The organism is Neptuniibacter sp. QD57_21, assembly GCF_047778075.1.
Lineage (GTDB): Bacteria > Pseudomonadota > Gammaproteobacteria > Pseudomonadales > Balneatricaceae > Neptuniibacter.
The window spans coordinates 3,428,655-3,448,294 of record NZ_CP180549.1 but is presented as its reverse complement, the minus strand read 5'-3'; the positions used below and the strand labels follow the sequence as shown (position 1 = coordinate 3,448,294).

20 protein-coding genes are annotated in these 19,640 nt (G+C 46.4%); 10 read left to right on the top strand and 10 right to left on the bottom strand.

Going from position 1 to position 19,640, the window contains the following annotated elements; all coding sequences use genetic code 11:
• Positions 1-194 precede the first annotated feature (194 nt).
• Together ACMXYS_RS15735 and ACMXYS_RS15730 are read right to left on the bottom strand one after the other, a co-directional pair.
• A complete protein-coding gene (locus ACMXYS_RS15735) occupies positions 195-476 on the bottom strand; it encodes a pyrimidine/purine nucleoside phosphorylase (protein ID WP_415882641.1) in 282 nt (93 codons plus the stop codon).
• Between the two features lie 57 nt (positions 477-533).
• Entirely contained in the window at positions 534-1,418 is an 885-nt protein-coding gene (locus ACMXYS_RS15730) for a LysR family transcriptional regulator (RefSeq protein ID WP_415898266.1), read from the bottom strand.
• 91 nt (positions 1,419-1,509) lie between these two features.
• On the opposite strand from ACMXYS_RS15730, the gene ACMXYS_RS15725 reads away from it, so the two are divergent.
• Genes ACMXYS_RS15725 through ACMXYS_RS15710 form a run of 4 tightly spaced genes read left to right on the top strand, consistent with a single transcriptional unit; the run spans position 1,510 to position 4,627 of the window.
• Positions 1,510-2,715 carry an MFS transporter gene (locus ACMXYS_RS15725; protein WP_415897084.1) on the top strand — a complete coding sequence of 402 codons (1,206 nt, stop codon included), beginning with the start codon at positions 1,510-1,512 and terminating at the stop codon, positions 2,713-2,715.
• Between the two features lie 31 nt (positions 2,716-2,746).
• The gene (locus ACMXYS_RS15720; protein ID WP_415897083.1) at positions 2,747-3,409 is read left to right on the top strand and encodes a fumarylacetoacetate hydrolase family protein; all 663 of its coding nucleotides are present in this window, start codon (positions 2,747-2,749) and stop codon (positions 3,407-3,409) included.
• A 3-nt stretch (positions 3,410-3,412) separates the two neighbouring features.
• Complete coding sequence (locus ACMXYS_RS15715) at positions 3,413-4,198, top strand: DUF2927 domain-containing protein (RefSeq protein ID WP_415882637.1); 786 nt, start codon at positions 3,413-3,415, stop codon at positions 4,196-4,198.
• A 9-nt stretch (positions 4,199-4,207) separates the two neighbouring features.
• Entirely contained in the window at positions 4,208-4,627 is a 420-nt protein-coding gene (locus ACMXYS_RS15710; RefSeq protein WP_415882636.1) for a CopD family protein, read from the top strand.
• A 30-nt stretch (positions 4,628-4,657) separates the two neighbouring features.
• On the opposite strand, the gene ACMXYS_RS15705 is transcribed toward ACMXYS_RS15710, so the two are convergent.
• The 8 genes from ACMXYS_RS15705 to ACMXYS_RS15670 all read right to left on the bottom strand — a co-directional run bounded on the left by ACMXYS_RS15705 (position 4,658) and on the right by ACMXYS_RS15670 (position 13,339).
• Positions 4,658-5,278: an SCP2 domain-containing protein gene (locus ACMXYS_RS15705; protein WP_415882635.1), complete on the bottom strand. Its 621-nt coding sequence runs from the start codon at positions 5,276-5,278 to the stop codon at positions 4,658-4,660.
• 21 nt (positions 5,279-5,299) lie between these two features.
• Positions 5,300-6,058 carry a bifunctional demethylmenaquinone methyltransferase/2-methoxy-6-polyprenyl-1,4-benzoquinol methylase UbiE gene (gene ubiE / locus ACMXYS_RS15700; RefSeq protein ID WP_415882634.1) on the bottom strand — a complete coding sequence of 253 codons (759 nt, stop codon included), beginning with the start codon at positions 6,056-6,058 and terminating at the stop codon, positions 5,300-5,302.
• A gap of 162 nt (positions 6,059-6,220) precedes the next feature.
• Positions 6,221-6,601: a gamma-butyrobetaine hydroxylase-like domain-containing protein gene (locus ACMXYS_RS15695; RefSeq protein WP_415882633.1), complete on the bottom strand. Its 381-nt coding sequence runs from the start codon at positions 6,599-6,601 to the stop codon at positions 6,221-6,223.
• A gap of 28 nt (positions 6,602-6,629) precedes the next feature.
• Entirely contained in the window at positions 6,630-7,961 is a 1,332-nt protein-coding gene (gene hslU, locus ACMXYS_RS15690; RefSeq protein WP_415882632.1) for an ATP-dependent protease ATPase subunit HslU, read from the bottom strand.
• A gap of 20 nt (positions 7,962-7,981) precedes the next feature.
• A complete protein-coding gene (hslV, locus tag ACMXYS_RS15685) occupies positions 7,982-8,512 on the bottom strand; it encodes an ATP-dependent protease subunit HslV (protein WP_415882631.1) in 531 nt (176 codons plus the stop codon).
• 161 nt (positions 8,513-8,673) lie between these two features.
• On the bottom strand, positions 8,674-9,321 hold the full coding sequence (locus ACMXYS_RS15680; RefSeq protein WP_415882630.1) for an SPOR domain-containing protein: 648 nt from the start codon (positions 9,319-9,321) through the stop codon (positions 8,674-8,676).
• Positions 9,322-9,325: 4 nt separating this feature from the next.
• A complete protein-coding gene (gene argS, locus ACMXYS_RS15675; protein ID WP_415882629.1) occupies positions 9,326-11,011 on the bottom strand; it encodes an arginine--tRNA ligase in 1,686 nt (561 codons plus the stop codon).
• 132 nt (positions 11,012-11,143) lie between these two features.
• A complete protein-coding gene (locus ACMXYS_RS15670; protein ID WP_415882628.1) occupies positions 11,144-13,339 on the bottom strand; it encodes a primosomal protein N' in 2,196 nt (731 codons plus the stop codon).
• Between the two features lie 166 nt (positions 13,340-13,505).
• On the opposite strand from ACMXYS_RS15670, the gene rpmE reads away from it, so the two are divergent.
• The 6 genes from rpmE to ACMXYS_RS15640 all read left to right on the top strand — a co-directional run bounded on the left by rpmE (position 13,506) and on the right by ACMXYS_RS15640 (position 19,578).
• The gene (gene rpmE, locus ACMXYS_RS15665; RefSeq protein ID WP_415884686.1) at positions 13,506-13,721 is read left to right on the top strand and encodes a 50S ribosomal protein L31; all 216 of its coding nucleotides are present in this window, start codon (positions 13,506-13,508) and stop codon (positions 13,719-13,721) included.
• Between the two features lie 12 nt (positions 13,722-13,733).
• Positions 13,734-14,516, top strand: a complete 783-nt coding sequence (locus ACMXYS_RS15660) for a thermonuclease family protein (RefSeq protein ID WP_415882627.1) — start codon at positions 13,734-13,736, stop codon at positions 14,514-14,516.
• A 160-nt stretch (positions 14,517-14,676) separates the two neighbouring features.
• Positions 14,677-15,924 (top strand): malic enzyme-like NAD(P)-binding protein, encoded by a 1,248-nt coding sequence (locus ACMXYS_RS15655; protein ID WP_415882626.1) that lies wholly within the window; start codon positions 14,677-14,679, stop codon positions 15,922-15,924.
• Positions 15,925-16,097: 173 nt separating this feature from the next.
• On the top strand, positions 16,098-16,298 hold the full coding sequence (locus ACMXYS_RS15650) for a hypothetical protein (RefSeq protein WP_415882625.1): 201 nt from the start codon (positions 16,098-16,100) through the stop codon (positions 16,296-16,298).
• A gap of 186 nt (positions 16,299-16,484) precedes the next feature.
• Positions 16,485-18,233, top strand: a complete 1,749-nt coding sequence (locus tag ACMXYS_RS15645) for an ATP-binding protein (protein ID WP_415882624.1) — start codon at positions 16,485-16,487, stop codon at positions 18,231-18,233.
• 1 nt (position 18,234) lies between these two features.
• On the top strand, positions 18,235-19,578 hold the full coding sequence (locus ACMXYS_RS15640; RefSeq protein WP_415897082.1) for a sigma-54-dependent transcriptional regulator: 1,344 nt from the start codon (positions 18,235-18,237) through the stop codon (positions 19,576-19,578).
• The last annotated feature ends 62 nt before the right edge of the window (positions 19,579-19,640 follow it).

The window sequence follows — 19,640 nt, the reverse complement described above, 5'->3', positions numbered from 1 at the left end:
CTAGAGTTTAGGAGGGCCACAGGTTTAAATGCTTTAAAATTAAGCGCGAATATTAGCACAGCCAAAGTTGAAAAGGATGAATGATAAGCTCAGATTGGCGGAAAAATATTCATCTTGAGATGAGGTGGATTGTATAAAGCGGGTATTTGGAGGGGAAGGCTTCTATATTGGGAATATAGAAGCCTAGTTTTTACTTAGCCGTAGAAGCAAAGGTAAGCAGTTGCTTGCTCAACTTTAAGTTGGAAGCTCTGGTTTGCTGCCACTTTGAATTCAGTGCCTGTTGGGAAAGACTGGAACTCTTCGCTGCCAGGTAGTTTAACGATTAGCTCACCGCTAACTACTTTCATCAGTTCGTCTTCGCTTGTGCCGAATTCGTATTCGCCTGGTGCCATTACGCCAGAAGTTACTTTACCTTCGCTGTTTTCGAAGCCGATAGATTTTACTTTGCCGTCAAAGTATTCGTTTACGTTCAGCATGTTTGATCTCCTAAAATTTGCGCGAATCATAAAATTAAATGTTAATCGCTGCAAATTTCAGGATTTAATCGGACTGTTTTCCAAAACAAAATCGACAAAGGTTTGGTTGGCCTGAGATAGATAGCCATCTTTGCGCCACGCGATTGAAAGATCCAACCAGACCGGTTTTGTGAAAGGGCGTGCCACTAATTCAGGTTCATCTTCGATCACCATCGCCATCAGGGTTGAGATGGCATACCCTTGTTTAACAATTGATTTAATCAGAGGGATCAAATTAGTCTCAAAACTAATTTGGGGCGTAATACCTGCCTGTGCTGCGAGATCATCGACTACGTTACGGTGGAAAAAGCCGGTATTAAACATCACCAGCTCTTCCGCAAAGAGTTGTGAATATTCAACGCTTTCTAAACTGGCAAAGGGGTGGTCGAGTGGTGAGATCACCATCATCTGTTCTTGCAGAAAGACTTTGGATTCTAGGTTCTTACTAGGGATAGATTTATCTACGATAACTGCTAGATCGAGTTCCCCTTGCTCTAACAGTCGCTGCAGTTTGCCTGCGCCGCCATCAATAACGGTTAATGTCAGTTGTGGATAACGATGCCGAAACGCCATCAAAATAGGTGGGAAATAATAAGAGCCAAGCATGCTTGGTATGCCTACACGGACTTCGCCTTTGAGTAAGCCTTTTAGCTCCTGCATCTCCAAAATGGCATCTTCGGTCGCCTGTAAAATCTTATTGGCATGGCGATAAAGGTGTTCACCTTCATCAGTTAGGCTGATTTTACGATCGTATCGATGCAGTAGTTTTAAATCTAACTCTTCTTCTAGCTTTCTGATCGCCATACTCATCGCAGGCTGTGCAATGTGTAGCTTTTCAGCGGCTTTAGTAAAGCTGTTGAGATCGGCAACGGTTTTGAAATAGCGTAGGTGTTTTATATCCATCATCATATTTTCTTATCAAAGCTATAAGAAGTATATATTTTTATGATGGCTTTGCGATTGCTAGTCTTCCACCACGAATTAGAGGTGGAACATGATCGAAGCAGGTACAAGTCAATTTTGGCGCGCAACTATGGCCTTATGCATAGGCTCTTTTATGGTGTTTGCCAATCTCTACATCACGCACCCTTTGCTACCGATGTTGGCGGAGGAGTTTGAGATTAGTCCACTATTAGCCAGTTGGAGCTTAACAGTGACTACTTTGACCTTGGGTTTGTCTTTGTTGGTGTTTGGTCCCCTATCTGATGCCCTTGGACGCACGCGGTTGATGCTGATGACTATGTGCGGGGCAGTGCTTTGTAGTTTTGTTTTGTCACAGATATCTGATTTCAGGTGGTTGCTGTTCTGGCGAGCATTACAAGGTATTTGCTTAGCGGGTTTGCCGGCTATCGCGATCGCTTATATGGGCGATGAGTTCACAAAAAAAGGCTTAATTGCCGCAGTCGGTTTGTATATCAGCGGCAACACTTTAGGGGGAATTGGTGGGCGTCTTATAGGTGGTTTTGCCGGTGAACTGTTCGGCTGGCAGGAAGCATTCGCCTTGATGACCTTTATTAGCTTCTTCTGTCTATGTCTGTTTGTCTGGTTGTTACCGCCATCAGAGAATTTCAGTGCAAGAAAGGTCGTGCCAATGCAGATGATGAAAGATGCCTATCAGCATCTTTCTAACCCTCTGTTGTTACTCGCTTATATCGTTGGCGGACTTAACTTCTTTATCTTTATCAACCAATACAGCTATGCGACATTTCTGCTGGCCGATGAGCCCTATTACCTATCGGCGGGGCTGCTTGGATTACTATTCCTGACTTACCTCAGTGGTACGGTGGGCGCTGCGTTTTCTGGGCGTATTGCTAAAAATATTCCGCAGCCATTAGTCATGGCTATGGGGATCATTATCTTGATGGCCGGTACGCTGCTGACTCTTCAGGGTAGTTTATGGGCGATCATTTTAGGCTTCTTGGTCAGCGCCTTTGGTTTCTTCTTAGCGCATTCCTGTGCAAGTAGCTGGGTTAGCCATACTGCATTGCACGCTAGAGCGACAGCTTCGTCTATTTATCTGCTGTTCTACTATCTGGGGGCTAGTAGCGGTGGCTTCTATTTAGACCCGTTTTGGCACTCGTGGGGCTGGGATGGTGTGGTCTTTGGATCTTTAGTTATTCTGCTGATTACGTTGCTATCCAGTTTAATGCTCTACTATAAAACAAGCGTAAAACTGGAGCGCTGTGCGGCAGGGGGGTAAACTTCACCCCACGACAATTAAAGGAGTACCTATGAGCTATCAACACAGTAATGTCGACGGAGATTTGGTAAACCTGCCAACGGGTAAAGTGATTTGTGTCGGTCGTAACTATGCCGATCATGCTGCAGAGCTGAATAATCCTATCCCTACCGAGCCTATGTTGTTTATCAAGCCCGCTACGAGTGTGGTTGATATGACTCAGCCGTTTACTGTGCCGCAAGGGCATGGTTCTGTTCATTTTGAAACGGAGATGGCGATTCTTATTGGTTCTAAACTGAGCAATGCATCTGAAGAAGAAGCGAAAGTGGCGATTAGCGGCGTAGGCTTAGGGTTAGATCTAACTTTGCGTGATCTTCAAGGAAAGCTAAAAGAGAAAGGTCATCCGTGGGAGAAGGCGAAAGCGTTCGATGGTTCATGCCCACTATCTCCTTTTATTGCTGCAAGTTCAGTTGCCGATCTACAAGACGTAGAGATCAAATTGACCGTTAACGGTGAGATCCGTCAGCAGGGCAACAGTGCAGCTATGTTGAATCAAGTGTTGCCGCTTCTTAGTCATGCCAGTGAGTTCTTTACCCTTGAGCCGGGTGATGTAGTGTTAACCGGCACGCCTGCAGGTGTAGGCCCAGTGGTACCTGGAGATAAACTGCAGGTAGAACTGACAGGTCTTCTTTCCGTAACAACAGAAGCTGTGTAATACGTGAAAAGCTTCGTTCTGTTTATTGCGTTATTCAGCGCGCTATTTACCTTACCTGCGGCGGCAGTCGATCCTGCGGTTCGCTGGCAGCAGCCTGAGTTTATTCTTCAGGCCTTCAAAGAGGTGGCGCTGCGCAATGAATACAGCCTTCAAGGGCGTATGGTCAGACGCTGGAATAAACCAATTCGGGTGTGGCTGGATCACCAAGTGCCCGACGCTGAGGTGCATACCAGTTTGGTAAATATGCACCTCAAACATCTGTCCGAAATCACCGGTTTATCGATTAAGACCGTCAGTCGTAAACAGGACGCTAACTTGATTATGGTTTTCACTAAGCAGTCTTTGTGGAAACGTCAGGTGGGTGAGCTCTTTGGTAAGCGTGCGGAAAAGATCGTTCATGGTGCGGTTTGTATGGCGAACTTCCGAGTGAATGGCCGCTATGAGATCGATCAAGCGGCGGTAATTATTCCGGTTGATCAGGCTAGGATGCATGGCAAATTAGTGACCTGTATCGTTGAAGAGATCACGCAGGTGATGGGCTTGCCGAATGATTCGGAAAAGGTTTATCCCTCTATTTTTAATGATCGTACTCCAGAGACATTGCTATCTGGTTTAGATTACCTTCTGCTCAAGTTGCTCTATCAGCCGGTTCTTAAACCGGGTATGACCGAAGAGCAAGCCTTACCTCTGTTGAAGAAAGTTATCTCTGAATGGCAGAGTGACGGTACGATTCAATCTGCTCATAAAATTGTTAAGCGCGGAGAGCTTTATCCGCTGCTAGGTTACTAAGGAATTTGTATGTCGTTTTTGTGGATAAAAGTCTTTCATATTCTTGCAATGACCAGTTGGATGGCGGGTATCTTTTACCTTCCACGTATCTTTGTTCATTACGTTGAAGGGCGTGAAGCAGGGCAGGATGTTGCTCGATTAGAGATCATGGCCGGTAAGCTCTACGGCTTTATGAGCATTATGGCGATCTTCACCTTAGGCCTAGGCTTATGGCTGATGTTTGGCTACGGTATTGGCGGTGGCTGGATGCATGCAAAACTAACGTTTGTCGGCTTGCTGATCGGCTATCACTTCTGGTGTAAAGCGTACTTAAACAAAATGAGAGCGGGGACTTTAGATCGCAGTGGTCGCTACTTCCGTTTGTTTAACGAATTGCCGTTACTGATCTTTATTCCAATTTTGATCTTTGTTGTCGTAAAGCCGTTCTAATTCAGGACGAATGAAGCAGACGTTGGTAACTTAAGCTTTATGCTTTGCCAGCGTTTGTTCAACGCGAGCGGCCAGTCGCTCAGCTCTCTCTTGAAGTTGCTCAACTTCATTGGTGAAAAAGTCCATCTCTGGACGTGTAGGGATAAACCTTACTTCCTCTTTCACAAACTCATCCAAGTTGTGGATAAAGCTAGAAGCACTGTTTTTATACCACTGAGCTTTCCAAGCTGTGTACAGAGCTACTTGGTGTGCAGGAAGGTCGCCAATCACATCACCTAGCATCGCTTCCCAATCAATTTGAGCGTCGCTCAGAATCTGTTGGAAGCGGGTAGCTAAAGCGCTGTCACCGCTAACCTGAACCGTCTTACCAAACATCGCATCAGACTTGTCTTTGCTCGTTAGAAGAGTGATAAAGTCGGCGGCGTTACCACGAAGCGTGGTGGTCGGTTCATCGTTGTAGACCGATTGGATCTGAAGACCATCGGCATTAGGAAGTAGGTAAAGGTTAAGTGCAGGTGAAGTGCACTCAATCGCTATCACTTTGCCAGTGAGACGCTCAAGATGTTGCAGGGTAACCGGGTCACGTTTAAGCAGTTGGTTGCATACCGTTTCTGCAGTCGTGAATAGGGTAGCTTGAAGCATCTCGAGCATGAGTTCGATCCTAAAAAGCGATTAAGGCTTGATACCTGTGTGTAGCGCAACGATACCGCCAGTCATGTTCTGGTAGCGGCAGTTTGTCAGACCCGCATTCTGCATCATACCTTTCAGTGTTTCCTGATCTGGGTGCATGCGGATTGACTCAGCCAAGTAGCGGTAGCTATCAGCATCGCCAGCAATTGCAGAACCCATATGCGGTAGGATGTTGAACGAGTAGAAATCGTACGCTTTGGTTAGTAGTGGGTTATCTGTTTTAGAGAACTCCAATACCATCAATTTACCGCCCGGCTTAAGTACACGTGCCATGGAGCGTAGCGCCGCATCTTTATCGGTTACGTTACGAAGACCAAATGCGATTGTGATCACATCGAAGGTGTTATCAGGGAATGGCAGGGCTTCAGCGTTTGCTTGCACAAACTCAACGTTGCCTGTTACGCCTTTATCCATCAGCTTGTCACGGCCAACTTTCAACATAGAGTCGTTGATGTCAGCAAGAACAACTTTACCTGTAGGGCCCACAAGGCGTGAGAAACGCATGGTCAAATCGCCGGTTCCGCCTGCGATATCTAGGACAGTGTTACCTGTGCGAACGCCACTTTGTTCGATAGTGATTCGTTTCCAAAGACGGTGAACGCCACCGGACATTAGATCGTTCATCAGATCGTATTTGCCAGCAACACTGTGGAAGACATCAGCAACACGCTGTACTTTTTCCTCTGTTTTGACATTTTCATAGCCAAAGTGAGTGGTGTTGTCGTTGCGTTGATCTGCCATATCCGGATGTCCTGAAAATCTTAGATTAGAGGGGGATTTTAACCTTATCCGCTGAAATTGTCTGCGATTGAAAAGGGATTATTTTCGGTTGAGGTGACCCAGAAATAAAAAAGGACTATTAATGAATAGCCCTTTTTAGTGTTTGTTTACGATGTAGGATGTTTATCGCCCGATAGCGATCATACCGCCATCGCGTGATTCGCCAGCATCTGCTAGTTTCTGAAGATACTCTTGCCAATACTGGTCGTGATTGTAGGCAAGGTCATGTAGGCAGTCCCAAGTATAGATACCGCTATCATGACCATCATCAAATACAATCTTTAGAGCGTAGTTACCGCTAGGTATCAACTCTTTAATGCCTACCAGCTTTTTGCCAGTTTGCAGCACGCCATTGCCGATGCCATGGCCGCGCACTTCAGCAGATGGAGAGTGCACGCGCAGGTACTCGGCACTTAGCTCAAAGGTTTTATCCTCATAGCTTAATTCCAGCGTGCGAGACTTCTTGTGCAGCTTAATCTGTGTCGGTAATGGTGCTTTAGACATCATCTTACTCCCAGTTACAGGGTCCTAATTACAGGATGTAGTGGCTTAGGTCTTCATCTTTGCTTAGCTCGCTAAGCTGCTGATCAACAAAAGCTTTGTCTACTTTGATAGTCTGACCAGAGCAGTCTGATGCAGCAAAAGAAAGCTCTTCTAGTAGGCGTTCCATCATTGTGTGTAGACGACGTGCACCGATGTTTTCTGTGCTTTCGTTTACTTCAAATGCCAGTTCAGCGACACGATGAATACCTTCATCCGTAAACTCAACGCTCACGCCTTCAGTACCAAGTAGCGCTGTGTACTGATCAGTCAGCGACGCATTTGGCTCTTTCAGAATACGGCGGAAGTCTTCTGGTGTTAGAGCGTTTAGCTCAACACGGATAGGCAGACGACCTTGCAGCTCTGGGATCAAGTCAGATGGCTTAGCTAAGTGGAATGCACCGGATGCGATAAACAGAATGTGGTCTGTTTTGATCATGCCGTACTTAGTGCTGACTGTGCAGCCTTCGATTAGCGGCAGCAGGTCACGCTGCACACCTTCACGAGATACGTCACCGCTGCTGTTAGAGCCACCTTTGCAGACTTTATCGATCTCATCTAGGAAGACGATACCGTGCTGTTCAACTAGCTCAACTGCAGATTGTTTCAGCTCATCTTCTTTAACAAGGTTCGCTGCTTCTTCATCGGTTAGGGCTTTAAAAGCATCTTTGATCTTCAAACGGCGAGACTGTTTCTTACCACCGCCCATGCCAGAGAACATGCTTTGCAGTTGGTTAGTCATCTCTTCCATGCCCGGAGGTGCCATGATCTCAACACCCATCTGTGGCTGAGCCACTTCGATGTCAATTTCTTTATCGTCTAGTTGGCCTTCACGTAGTTTCTTACGGAATACCTGACGCGTAGCGCTGTCTTCGCGAGTAGGTTCTTCGCCAAAGTTTGCAGGACGTGCTGGTGGTAATAGGGCATCAAGAATACGCTCTTCTGCTGCTTCTTCAGCTTGGAAGCGTACTTTATCCATCTCCTGCTCACGCAGCATCTTGATCGACATATCAACCAAGTCACGGATGATGGTTTCTACGTCACGACCAACATAACCGACTTCGGTAAATTTAGTCGCTTCAACTTTGATGAACGGTGCGTTAGCTAGTTTTGCTAGACGACGTGCGATCTCAGTTTTACCTACACCAGTAGGACCGATCATCAGGATGTTTTTAGGGGTTACTTCAGTACGCATCTCATCATCAAGTTGCATACGACGCCAGCGGTTACGAAGTGCGATAGCTACTGCGCGTTTTGCTTCGTCTTGGCCGATAATGTGACGATCCAGCTCGGATACAATTTCACGTGGTGTCATGTTAGACATTTTTAGCTCCTGTGGCTGGATTACTGAACTGAATCAAGTTCTTCGATAGTCAGGTTGCCGTTGGTAAATACACAGATACCAGCAGCGATATGTAGGCTCTTCTCAACAATATCTTTAGCAGAAAGCTCAGTATTGTCGGTTAGGGCGCGTGCAGCAGCCAAAGCGAAGTTGCCGCCAGAACCAATAGCGATAACGCCATCTTCTGGTTCAATAATGTCGCCGCTACCCGAGATTAGGTACGTTTTTTCTTTGTTAGCAACCAGCATAAGTGCTTCAAGTTTGCGCAGCACACGGTCACCGCGCCACTCTTTCGCTAGGCTTACAACGGCATTGAAAATGTTGCCTTGGTGTTTCTCTAGCTGAGCTTCAAAAAGATCAAGTAGGGTAATTGCGTCAGCGGTACTGCCGGCAAAACCGGTAATTACATCGTGCTTAGGCAGAAGGCGAACTTTACGTGCAGTGCCTTTCATTACAGTGTTGCCTAGCGATACTTGGCCATCACCGCCTACAACTACTTTATCGCCACGACGTACGGATACTATCGTTGTCATTATCTGCTCCTAATGGGAGTGAATCTTAAACAGTGCGCTATAAATCGATGAAGCGTATTGCACTGTTTCTTTATAGGTTTAAAGAAAGATGGTGACTAAGAGATGAATTTCAAGGCTGTAAAAACAAAAAGCCCATCGACTTAAGGATGGGCTTTTAGCTTTTACTGTTTGATTCGCAAAGGCTGGATATTTTGCTGAACCAATTTGTCGTAGGCTTTAGATAAGCGCGAGCGGTTATCGAATGGGCCGACACGCACCCGATACCATTGGGTGCCGTCTTTACTGGTGCTGATATTGGTGTGGACGTTTGGCAGTCCAAGTAGTATCAACTGAGCGCGCATTCTCTCGGCATCGGCTTTGGCCTTAAATGAGCCGGCTTGTAACAGATACTTATGTTGAGTTTTGGCATCTTTCGGCGTGGATTTATACACATCCTTAGGTGCTTCAACTTCGCTCTCTTTAAGCATTTCGTAAAATTCGAAACGGCTCTTATCAGTTGACGCTGTCGACTTCTCAACCACCGGTGCCTGACTTTTAACTGGCTTTGATGGAGCTGGTTTCGGCTTTTCAGTCGTCTGAGCAGGCTTAGGCTTGCTGTTGGCCAGTGGCGTGCTGGCTTCGCCAGGATCAACCTTAGTTAGGTTATATAAACCGTAACCAAGGCCGCCCAGCAGCAATAAGGTTAACGCCAGTAGCCCAGTAGGAAAGCGCTTTTTCTGCTTAGCAGGGGCTCTCTTTGGGGCAGGCTTAGCGCGGCTAGCTGAAGCTTTACCACGCTTGGTTTTGGCGTAATCCTTACGAGATGCCATCTACTTACATTTGCTCCGGTGCAGATACGCCTAGTAGATCCAAACCGTTTGCTAGTACGTGACGTACTGCTACAGCCAGTGTTAGACGCGCGTTACGTACATCCGCATCTTCTACTAGAGTCTTCTCTGAGTTGTAGTAAGTGTGGAACTCTGCCGCTAGATCTTTCAGGTAGTTAGCGATCTGGTGTGGCTCACGTGCATTGGCTGCATTCTTAACCACTTCTGGGTATTTGCCCAGATTGATCACTAGGTTCTTTTCAGATTCTAGCTCTAGCTTATCTAGTGCAGCGATGCCTTCAGCTTCGTTCCACTCCAAGTTGCCTTCGCTTAGTTTGCGGAAGATAGAGCAAACACGCGCGTGAGCGTACTGGATATAGTAAACAGGGTTATCAGCAGACTGAGAACGCGCCAAGTCGATATCAAAGGTTAGATGGCTGTCAGACTTACGTGCTGCTAGGAAGTAACGTGTTGCATCACGGCCTACTTCGTCGATTAGGTCGCGTAGGGTTACGTAGCTACCTGCACGCTTGGAGATCTTAACCTCTTCACCACCGCGCATAACGGTAACCATCTGGTGAAGTACATAGTCAGGCCAGCCCTGAGGGATGTCTGCTTTAAGTGCTTGAAGACCTGCACGTACACGTGTGATCGTGCTGTGGTGGTCGGCACCTTGTTCGTTGATAACCGTGTCGAAACCGCGCTGCCACTTATCAAGGTGGTAAGCCACGTCGGGTACGAAGTAAGTGTAACCGCCATCTTTCTTGCGCATTACACGGTCTTTGTCATCGCCAAAGTCCGTTGTGCGTAACCAAAGTGCGCCGCCATCTTCGTATGTGAAATCGTTTTCGATCAGCGTTTGAACGGCAGCTTCTACTTTGCCTTCTGCGTATAGAGAAGACTCTAGGAAGTAGACATCAAAATCTACTGCAAACGCTTTAAGGTCTAGATCCTGTTCGCGACGTAGGTAAGCAACAGCGAAGTGGCGGATAGATTCCAGATCATCTGCATCTTTAGCGCCAGTGAAAGACTGGTCTTCAGATTCAACCGTATCGCCAGCCATGTAGCTGTTCGCTAGGTCGATAATGTAGTCACCGCGGTAACCATCTTCAGGCCAGCTTGGATCATCTGGTGTTAGGTTTTTGCAGCGTGCTTGTACCGACAGCGCTAGGTTGTTGATCTGTTGACCAGCATCGTTGTAGTAAAACTCACGTGTCACATCCCAACCGTTCGCTTCCATGATGCGGCATAGGCAGTCACCTACTGCTGCGCCACGACCGTGACCGATGTGCAGAGGACCAGTCGGGTTTGCCGATACAAACTCAACCTGAACTTTTTTACCTTCGCCGTTATTGTTACGGCCGTAGTTGTTCTTCTGCTCCAGAATGTTTTTCAACAGAGAGCTAGTAGACGCACCACTGATAAAGAAGTTGATGAAGCCTGGGCCCGCAATCTCTGTGCGTTTTAGGTTGTCTGATGCTGGTAGTGCGTCAACCAATTTCTCAGCCAGTTGGCGAGGGTTGCAGCGAGCTGGTTTAGCTAATGTCAGAGCGATGTTAGAAGCGTAGTCACCATGAGATTTATCACGGGTGTTTTCCACCATGATTTTAGGTTCTACGTCGGCAGGCAAAGTGCCATTTTCAATCAGTGTCTTCAGGGCGGAGTCAATCAGCTCTGCAATTATCTCTTTCATTAGCGTACAAATACCGTTTGAAGTAAGTCGGTGAGCCCAAGGTCGATCAATTTGATCGGATGGGGCTTCAGAAGAACCGCGTATTATCCCTGTAAAATCTGCCTATGTTAAGAGCTGAAAGGCGAGATCTGCTTAAAAAGTATCCGCTGGATCGACATCTATAGACCAGCGTACTTTTCGAGACTCTTTATTTTGCTCCAGATACCAACACAGGTTGGCTAATAACTGATGAAGCGCTTTACGATTTTGCGCATAGATCATCAGCTGTGCTCGATGCATACCCGCACGTTTTTCCATAGGTGCTGGGAAAGGTCCGATCCAATGGGCATCTTGTGGTAGCAGCATGTCATCTTCCAACTGCTGTCTAATCGCACTCAAAAATGATTCGGCTCGACCATTTTGTGTGGTTTCTGCGCGAAGCAATGCGTAGTGCGTAAACGGCGGTAGTTGCGCCATTTTACGGTTATGCAGCTCCTCTTGCGCGAATGCGCTGTAACCATGCTGAACCAGTGTTTGCAGGGTTGGGTGATCTGCGTGGTAGGTTTGCATCATGACTGTACCCGCATGGTCTGCACGGCCTGCGCGTCCAGCAACTTGCAGTATTAACTGTGCTGTACGCTCCATACCGCGGAAATCAGCGCTAAATAAGCCGCTATCGGCATTAATGATTGCGACCAGCGTAACCCGTGGGAAATGGTGCCCTTTGGCGAGCATCTGCGTGCCGACCAAAATGCAGGGGGCGCCACTGTTTACCTGATTCATGATCTCCTGCATCGCGTTCTTTCGCTGGGTACTGTCGCGGTCGACACGAATCACCGGGAAGTTCGGGAAAAGCTTCTGCAGTGCTTGCTCGCTGCGCTCAGTTCCTACGCCAACCGGCTGCAGTTGATCGCTATTACATTCAGGGCAGCGATGCGGAATAGCGGCTTGTTTGTCACAGTGGTGACAGTGCAGATGCGCAGGACGTTGATGCAACGTCATATGGGCATCACAGCGGGTGCAGTCTGCTATCCAGCCGCAATCGTGACAGGTTAACGTCGGCGAGAATCCACGGCGATTCAAAAACACCAAAACCTGAGTGCCGCTTTCTAGGTGCTTCTTTATATTCAGTATCAATTGCGGCGACAGGCCATCTGATAAGTTCTCCTGCCGGATATCCAACAACCTGAATTCAGGAGGAGATGAGTTACCCGCGCGTTGAGTCAACTTGAGCCAGTGATAGCGGTCTTCGATCGCATTCTGTAGCGTCTCTAAAGAGGGTGTGGCACTGCCTAAAACAATAGGGATCTCTTCCGAACGGGCACGAACGACCGCCAGATCGCGAGCGGAGTAGCGGAAGCCGTCTTGTTGCTTAAACGAAGCATCATGCTCTTCATCAATAATAATGATGCCGGGCGCTTTCATCGGCGTAAAAATAGCCGAACGGGTACCAATAATTATCCTCGCAATGCCTTCGCGCGCTTGTAACCATGCATCCAAGCGTTGGCGATCGGTTAAATTGGAGTGCAGGGCAACAATAGGTACGCTAAAGCGTTGCTGAAAGCGCGCTACGGTTTGCGGTGTCAGGCCAATTTCGGGTACGAGTACTAAGGCTTGTTTGTCTTCATTAATTATCTTTTCGATCGCTTGCAGGTAAACCTCGGTTTTACCTGAGCCAGTGACACCTTCTAATAGACAGGCATTAAAACCATCAAATTGAGCGATCTGCTTTACGCAATTATCTTGCTCTTCATTTAAAGGAAGAGGTGACTCATGCAGAATCGGACCTGTGTGTTGTTTATGTTCGCGCTTAAATGATTCGGCGAGCTGCTTCTCTTGTAAGGTTTTAAGGGTGGCGGACTGCCCGCCTTCTGCACGGAAAGCATCGCCGCTGATTCCTTGGGGATGATCGAGTAATAGCTGCAATGCCTCCAATTGGCGTTTAGCGTTGCTCTTGATAGTACTTAAGCAAGCGCCTTCGGTGGCGCGCCATAAAGTTTCGTGCTGATATTCGCAGGCTTGACCTTTACGCAGTAAAACCGGTAGTGCTTGTTGTAGGGCATCGCCCTCGGGGTGTTGATAATAGCTTGCAGACCAACGTGCCAGTTTAAACAGGTGAGCAGGCAGAGGCGGTGTGTCATCTAAGATCTGTGAGGCACTTTTAAGCTTGTTATGATCAAACTCACTGCTTTGCGCCACCTCGACTAAAATACCAATGACTTCTCTGTTCCCAAACGGGGCTAGAACGCGAATACCGGGCTTTAATGAAAGGGGATCGATCCCTTCCGGGCAGTGGTAATCGAACAGTCTGCGTAGGGGGCTAGGAATGGCAAGCCGTAAAATGCTCATATATGCTTAAATTGCTCACTTTTTAAACGGTTTTAAGTTGCGCAGCATTATATCGATGCGTATAATTCGCCGCCTACTTAACGTACCAGTTATTTTGCTGGTAGTTTAAATCAATGCGGTGCCTGGCAGAAGATCAGGTGGCGGCATGAATCTAATGAGGTTTATCATGAAAGCTGGTATCCACCCGGAATACGCAGAAATTAACGCTACTTGTTCTTGCGGTAACGTTGTTAAAACTAAGTCCACTCTGGGCAAAGACATCCACTTGGACGTTTGCTCTTCTTGCCACCCGTTCTACACTGGTAAGCAGAAAGAAGCTACTTCTGGTGGTCGTATCGATCGCTTCAACAAGCGTTTTGGCGGCCGCGGCATGAAAAAATAAGTGATGTCACTTATGAGAATTTTGAAAAAGGCGCTCCCATTGTGGTGCGCCTTTTTTGTTTCTGGTTACAGTGCTGCTGTTACCGCAGCTCAGTGTGAACAACCTCATCATGCTGAAACGGTAAGCGTTGCGCATATCTATGATGGCGATACAGTAAAACTGACCGATGGTCGTCGTGTTCGTCTTATCGGTCTTAATACCCCAGAAACTGCCAAGGAAGACAAACCTGCTGAAGCTTATGCTGATCAAGCAACCACTCATCTGAAAACCTTGTTAAAAGGTGCTGATCTAGCGTTAGTGGTCGGTAAAGAGCCAAAAGATCGCTACAAGCGTTGGTTGGCTCATCTTTATGCTGATGGCCAGCATGCTGGAGAATCTCTGCTTGAGAACGGTTTGGCCTACCATATAGCGGTACCGCCAAATCTTGCTTACCTTGATTGCCTTAAATCTGCAGAACTACGTGCGGTAGATGCCAAGCTTGGGTTGTGGAATCAAACTCCGATTCGAGATGTGGCTTCGCTAAAAAATCGTGAATCAGGCTTTAGAATCTTAAAGGGTAAAGTGGCAGCGGTTAAAAAGATCCGTTCTGGTTGGATTTTAGAGATTGGTGACGAGTTAGCCGTAAAATTTAGCCCTATTGTTGCAGAGCAGCTAGGAGGCAAGGCAAAAATTGAAGATTTTGAGGGTAAAGCCCTTACAGTAAGGGGCTGGATTAAGCCAAAAAGTCATAACGCACCTGCACACTACCAACCTTGGTTGATGACTATTAGCCACTCTGCACATATAGATCATTAAACAATATTCCTATCTTTATGCGACTTCTTGCAGGTTTTTTTAGTACTTTAGGTTTAACCTAAAGAAAAAAAGCCTGTTGCAGGTGCGGAATAGTTGTTCGACAAATCTGTTTTCTATATAGTTCTGTGTTCGACTTTTTAACTAGATTGGAACAGCAGCTATGTCTGATGATATGAAACAAGCCGCTCTTGATTACCATGAGTTCCCACGTCCAGGTAAAATCAGTGTGGAACTGTCTACAGACGCTGAGTCTCAGCGTGATCTTTCCTTGGCGTACAGCCCGGGTGTAGCAGAGCCGGTTCGTGAAATCGCAAAAGATCCTGAAAATGCATACCGTTACACGGCTAAAGGTAACTTAGTCGCAGTAATTTCTAACGGTTCTGCAATTCTAGGTCTAGGTGACTTAGGTCCATTGGCTTCTAAGCCAGTAATGGAAGGTAAAGCACTGCTGTTCAAGCGCTTCGCTGGCCTTGATTCTATCGATATCGAAGTTGACGCTGAAAGCCCACAGGCATTCATCGACACTGTTGCGCGCATCGCGGACACTTTCGGTGGTATCAACCTAGAAGATATCAAAGCTCCAGAATGTTTCGAAATCGAACGTGTTCTGATCGAGCGTTGTAACATCCCTGTATTCCACGATGATCAGCACGGTACAGCTATCGTAACAGCTGCTGGCATGATCAACGCACTAGAAGTTGCTGGCAAGAAGCTAGAAGAAGCTTCAATCGTATGCCTAGGTGCTGGCGCTGCAGCTCACGCTTGCATGAAGCTGCTAGTGAACATGGGTGCTAAGATTGAAAACATCTACATGATCGACCGTACGGGTGTTATCCACTCTGGCCGTGAAAACCTAACTCCAGAGAAAGCAGCGTTCGCGTCTGAAACAGACAAGCGCACTCTAGACGATGCTATCGACGGTGCTGACGTATTTGTTGGTCTATCTGGTCCTAACCTGCTTTCTGCTGAACAGCTATCTAAAATGGCTGCTAACCCAGTTGTATTCGCATGTGCTAACCCAGATCCAGAGATTCGCCCAGAGCTTGCTCACGAAACTCGTGATGACGTTATCATGGCGACAGGTCGTTCTGACTTCCCTAACCAAGTAAACAACGTACTTGGCTTCCCATTCATCTTCCGTGGCGCAATGGACGTTCGTTCTACTGCAATCAACGAAGAGATGAAAGAAGCAGCTGTACGCGCTCTTGCTGATCTGGCTAAGACTCCAGTTCCTCAAGAAGTACTTGATGCTTACGGTCTAGACTCTCTAGAGTTCGGTCGTGATTACATCATCCCTAAAGCAACAGACTCTCGTCTACTGGGTGCTGTATCTACTGCAGTTGCTCAAGCAGCGATCGATTCTGGTGTTGCTCGTCTGCCACTACCAGACAACTACCCACTGTCTTAATCGACACTGGGGTACTAAAAAAAACCGGCTTAGGCCGGTTTTTTTGTGTCTGTAGAAAACTATAAAAAAATATAGGTTTCTGTTCGGAATTTAAGAAATTAAGAATTTTTCCTAGTTTCACATAGAGTATTATTCAGTAAGCTTAACTAGGTAAAAAACTTAGGTACAAGATCATGGAAGATGACAAAAGATCCTGCAGTAATTGTGAGAAGCAAGAAAGACTCGGCTTTCCACATGCTGACCTAAAGCTAATTAGCTCAATCCCTGAAAGCTCGATCTATCGCTGTGAATGCTGTGGCGCATTCTGGATTCACGATGGCGAAGACGGCTGGGAAAATCTGGATTTCGACACCCTTTGGGGTTTTGCCTGCTAACGCAGTAGCCAGATAGAAAAAGACATATTAAAAAAGCCCTGCTAGTTTTGCTAGCAGGGCTTTTTGTATTTTTTGAGCATTAAACAATGCACTAAGAGCGTTCTATAACATCAAGATACCCTGCGCACGATGATTTAAAATAGTTATTACGGCATAGTATGCGGGTAATAATGTATGGGCTCTGGTATGCGAGACAGGAAAATCTTATTTGTATTCTTAATTTACCTCGTATGTCTAGGTCTTACTCTGTCTGTTGGCGTTTCTCTTTTTCAGCGAAGTCTTTATATCGAACTTGATCAAAAAGTGAAGAATGAAGCTGAAAATGTCAGTACCTATTTCAATAAAGAACTTGCCCGTTATGCACATATTCCAGAGCTGTTAACGAACCATTACCAAATTCGTCAACTACTGCAGTTCAATACTGGAGCGCAGGAATTAAGCCTACTGTTACTTGATATCGCAAAAACGACCGGTGCAAGTGAAGTGTATGTGCTCGATCTGAAAGGCGATGTTGTTGCTGCAAGTAACTTTCAAAACGCATCGAGTTTTATTGGCGGCAACTTCGCTTTCCGTCCCTATTTTCAGCAGGCAATAAAGGGTCAGAATTCGACGTATTACGCCCTAGGTGTGCGTTCTAAAGAACGTGGCATCTTTTTTTCCTCTCCGGTTTACGTAGACGAAAAAATCATCGGTGTTGCTGCTGTAAAAGTAGATGTTTCCAGATTTGAACAGGATACAGAATGGCTGTCTGGCCAGCATTCTACAAAGTTTATGGTATATGGGCCTGACAATGTCATCTTTATGTCTAATCATCCATTCTGGCGCCTCAAGCAGCTCAGCGAGAGCGAAGAATTGAGTTGGGCGCAGATTCAAGAGAGCCAGCGTTACCTCGACCTGACGCAAAGTATCTTAAATAACAGCAAAAGAAAGTATGCACTTGCTGATTTGCAGCAGTGGCAAATAGAGTACGCCGAGGCCGAGCAGGGTTTGTATTTTTATGGTGAATCCAGCTTGCCTAGCATGAGTCTTAAGCTGGTTACGTTTAGCCCCGCGGCAACGGTGGGCTATCAAGTCACCAATTTTATGATTTGGCTCTCGCTGGGGTATAGCGTGGTCTTTGTTTTGGCGTTCTACCTTTATCGACGCTTTGCTGGCTATCGTCAGTTGCTGTATACCCGCAGGGCGCTAGAACAGGAGATATCGGTTCGCACTGATGAGTTAGATAAAGCGCATAAAGCACTTATGCAGTCGACTAAGCTAGCTACGATTGGGCAGATGTCAGCTTCGATCAATCATGAAATCAATCAGCCACTCAGTGCTATGAATGCTTATATAGCTGCCTGTCGGCGATTACTTGATAAGGGCGAGTACCAGCAAGCTAGAGCAACACTTAATACCATTCAGGATATGACTGAGCGAGTGCATAAAATTGTTTCACAGTTAAAACAGTTCAGTCGGAATAAAGAGTCTTCATTAGCTTGGTGTGAATGGTCTAAATGCCTTGATGCCGCTTTAGTTGTGGTAGGGCCCCAGATCACAAACTATAAAGTAGATTTGTCTGTGGAGCGCTACAGCGGTTTTGTTTGGGGTGAGGCATTAAAGTTAGAGCAAGTTCTAGTGAACCTCTTATCTAATGCTATAGATGCTATGTCTGAGCAGCAGGAAAAATCTATTAGTATCAGCTTTAGCCAAAGAGAAGGTTATGTGGATATTCATATAACCGACAGTGGTATTGGCTTGGACCTGCAAAATATAGACACTATATTTGATGCTTTTTTTACCACTAAGTCCGATCAAGGCTTAGGGTTGGGCTTATCTATCTCGCGTAACATTATTCGTTCTTTCGATGGTGAGCTGACGGCTAAGAATGCGGATTCTGGGCTTGGGGCTACATTCACGATCTCGTTGAAATCAAGTAACACTGGAAGCAATTAAAATGACAAAAGTTTGGATTATCGACGATGAAGAGATCATTCGTGACTCCCTTAGCCAGCTTCTAAAGATAGAAGGTTATGCAGTCCAGGCGTTCGCGAACGGTACGCAGGCTTTAAAAACACTGGATGAGCATTTCCAAGGTGTTGTGATTTCAGATATTAATATGCCAGAGATGTGCGGCACCAAGCTTCTTAGTGAGATCCAAACCATCGATGTTGATATACCGGTCATCATGCTAACCGGCTATGCCGATGTACAGCTTGCAGTCTCATGTTTGCATCAAGGAGCTTACGATTTTTTTGAAAAGCCGATCACTGAGCAGCTGTTGGATAGTGTTAAGCGTGCCAGTGAAAAAAGAGCCCTTGTCCTAGAAAATCGAGCACTTAAAAGTAGTTTGAAAGCAGTACCAGAAAAAGGGGTGCGGATACTTGGCGACACCCCTGAAATGAAAGATATGATGCGGCTACTTAATACCGTAGTTGATACCCCAGCAGATGTTTTGATTAGTGGTGAAACCGGTTCCGGTAAAGAGATGGTTGCGCGCTACTTACATGAGATGAGCAGTCGCGCTGATGCAAATTTTGTTGCGATTAACTGTGGCGCTATACCCGAAAGCCTAATTGAGAGTGAGTTGTTCGGGAGTAAAAAAGGCGCCTTTACCGGCGCGACAGAAAACCGTACCGGGCAGCTAGGTTTCGGCCAAGGCGGTACTATTTTTCTCGATGAAATAGAAAGCATGCCTATGTCTATGCAGGTGAAAATGTTGCGGGTGTTAGAAGACAGAACCATTACTCCCGTTGGCAGTAATACTGCAATCCCGCTGGATGTTAGATTTGTAGCAGCAACTAAAATTGATCTGCTTGAACTCGCGGAGCAAGGGTTGTTTCGCACCGACCTCTATTATCGTTTGAACCTAGTTAAAGTGGATATACCCCCTTTACGTGCGCGCAAAGCCGATATCCCATTGTTGTTTAAACACTTTAGCTCTATAGCTGCTGGGCGTTATCACAAACCGCTAACAGCGCTTGCTAGTGAAGAGTCCAATCAACTCATGGCTTACCATTGGCCGGGTAATGTTCGTGAGCTGCGCAATGCCGCTGAAAGAAGGGTGTTGCTTGGGATGCCAATTTCGATCGACGCCGATCAACCAAGTGTGGCTATGCCAGAGGATCTTTCCTTAAGTGAAAAGGTCGCTTTTTTTGAATGCGCTGTAATAGAGGAGGCCTTGAGCCAATCCTCCGGTTCCGTAAAAGAGGCGATCTCGCTACTGCGCGTACCCAGAAAAACCTTTTACGATAAGTTGGCAAAATACGGAATTCAAAGACGAAGTTTTGTAAAAGACTGAGCTAGTGCATTAGCGTGGTTTATACCGCAAAACGTTGACTTAATTAGCCCTGTTTTCGTGAT

Excerpts from the sequence above, each read along its gene's own strand:
- hslU (WP_415882632.1), bottom strand. The coding sequence starts at position 7,961 with ATGTCTAACATGACACCACGTGAAATTGTATCCGAGCTGGATCGTCAC.
- ACMXYS_RS15720 (WP_415897083.1), top strand. The coding sequence starts at position 2,747 with ATGAGCTATCAACACAGTAATGTCGACGGAGATTTGGTAAACCTGCCA.
- ACMXYS_RS15660 (WP_415882627.1), top strand. The coding sequence starts at position 13,734 with ATGAGAATTTTGAAAAAGGCGCTCCCATTGTGGTGCGCCTTTTTTGTT.
- ACMXYS_RS15650 (WP_415882625.1), top strand. The coding sequence starts at position 16,098 with ATGGAAGATGACAAAAGATCCTGCAGTAATTGTGAGAAGCAAGAAAGA.
- ACMXYS_RS15730 (WP_415898266.1), bottom strand. The coding sequence starts at position 1,418 with ATGGATATAAAACACCTACGCTATTTCAAAACCGTTGCCGATCTCAAC.
- ACMXYS_RS15705 (WP_415882635.1), bottom strand. The coding sequence starts at position 5,278 with ATGCTCGAGATGCTTCAAGCTACCCTATTCACGACTGCAGAAACGGTA.
- ACMXYS_RS15710 (WP_415882636.1), top strand. The coding sequence starts at position 4,208 with ATGTCGTTTTTGTGGATAAAAGTCTTTCATATTCTTGCAATGACCAGT.
- rpmE (WP_415884686.1), top strand. The coding sequence starts at position 13,506 with ATGAAAGCTGGTATCCACCCGGAATACGCAGAAATTAACGCTACTTGT.
- ubiE (WP_415882634.1), bottom strand. The coding sequence starts at position 6,058 with ATGGCAGATCAACGCAACGACAACACCACTCACTTTGGCTATGAAAAT.
- ACMXYS_RS15655 (WP_415882626.1), top strand. The coding sequence starts at position 14,677 with ATGTCTGATGATATGAAACAAGCCGCTCTTGATTACCATGAGTTCCCA.
- ACMXYS_RS15670 (WP_415882628.1), bottom strand. The coding sequence starts at position 13,339 with ATGAGCATTTTACGGCTTGCCATTCCTAGCCCCCTACGCAGACTGTTC.
- argS (WP_415882629.1), bottom strand. The coding sequence starts at position 11,011 with ATGAAAGAGATAATTGCAGAGCTGATTGACTCCGCCCTGAAGACACTG.
- ACMXYS_RS15725 (WP_415897084.1), top strand. The coding sequence starts at position 1,510 with ATGATCGAAGCAGGTACAAGTCAATTTTGGCGCGCAACTATGGCCTTA.
- ACMXYS_RS15640 (WP_415897082.1), top strand. The coding sequence starts at position 18,235 with ATGACAAAAGTTTGGATTATCGACGATGAAGAGATCATTCGTGACTCC.
- ACMXYS_RS15695 (WP_415882633.1), bottom strand. The coding sequence starts at position 6,601 with ATGTCTAAAGCACCATTACCGACACAGATTAAGCTGCACAAGAAGTCT.
- ACMXYS_RS15645 (WP_415882624.1), top strand. The coding sequence starts at position 16,485 with ATGCGAGACAGGAAAATCTTATTTGTATTCTTAATTTACCTCGTATGT.
- ACMXYS_RS15735 (WP_415882641.1), bottom strand. The coding sequence starts at position 476 with ATGCTGAACGTAAACGAATACTTTGACGGCAAAGTAAAATCTATCGGC.
- ACMXYS_RS15680 (WP_415882630.1), bottom strand. The coding sequence starts at position 9,321 with ATGGCATCTCGTAAGGATTACGCCAAAACCAAGCGTGGTAAAGCTTCA.
- hslV (WP_415882631.1), bottom strand. The coding sequence starts at position 8,512 with ATGACAACGATAGTATCCGTACGTCGTGGCGATAAAGTAGTTGTAGGC.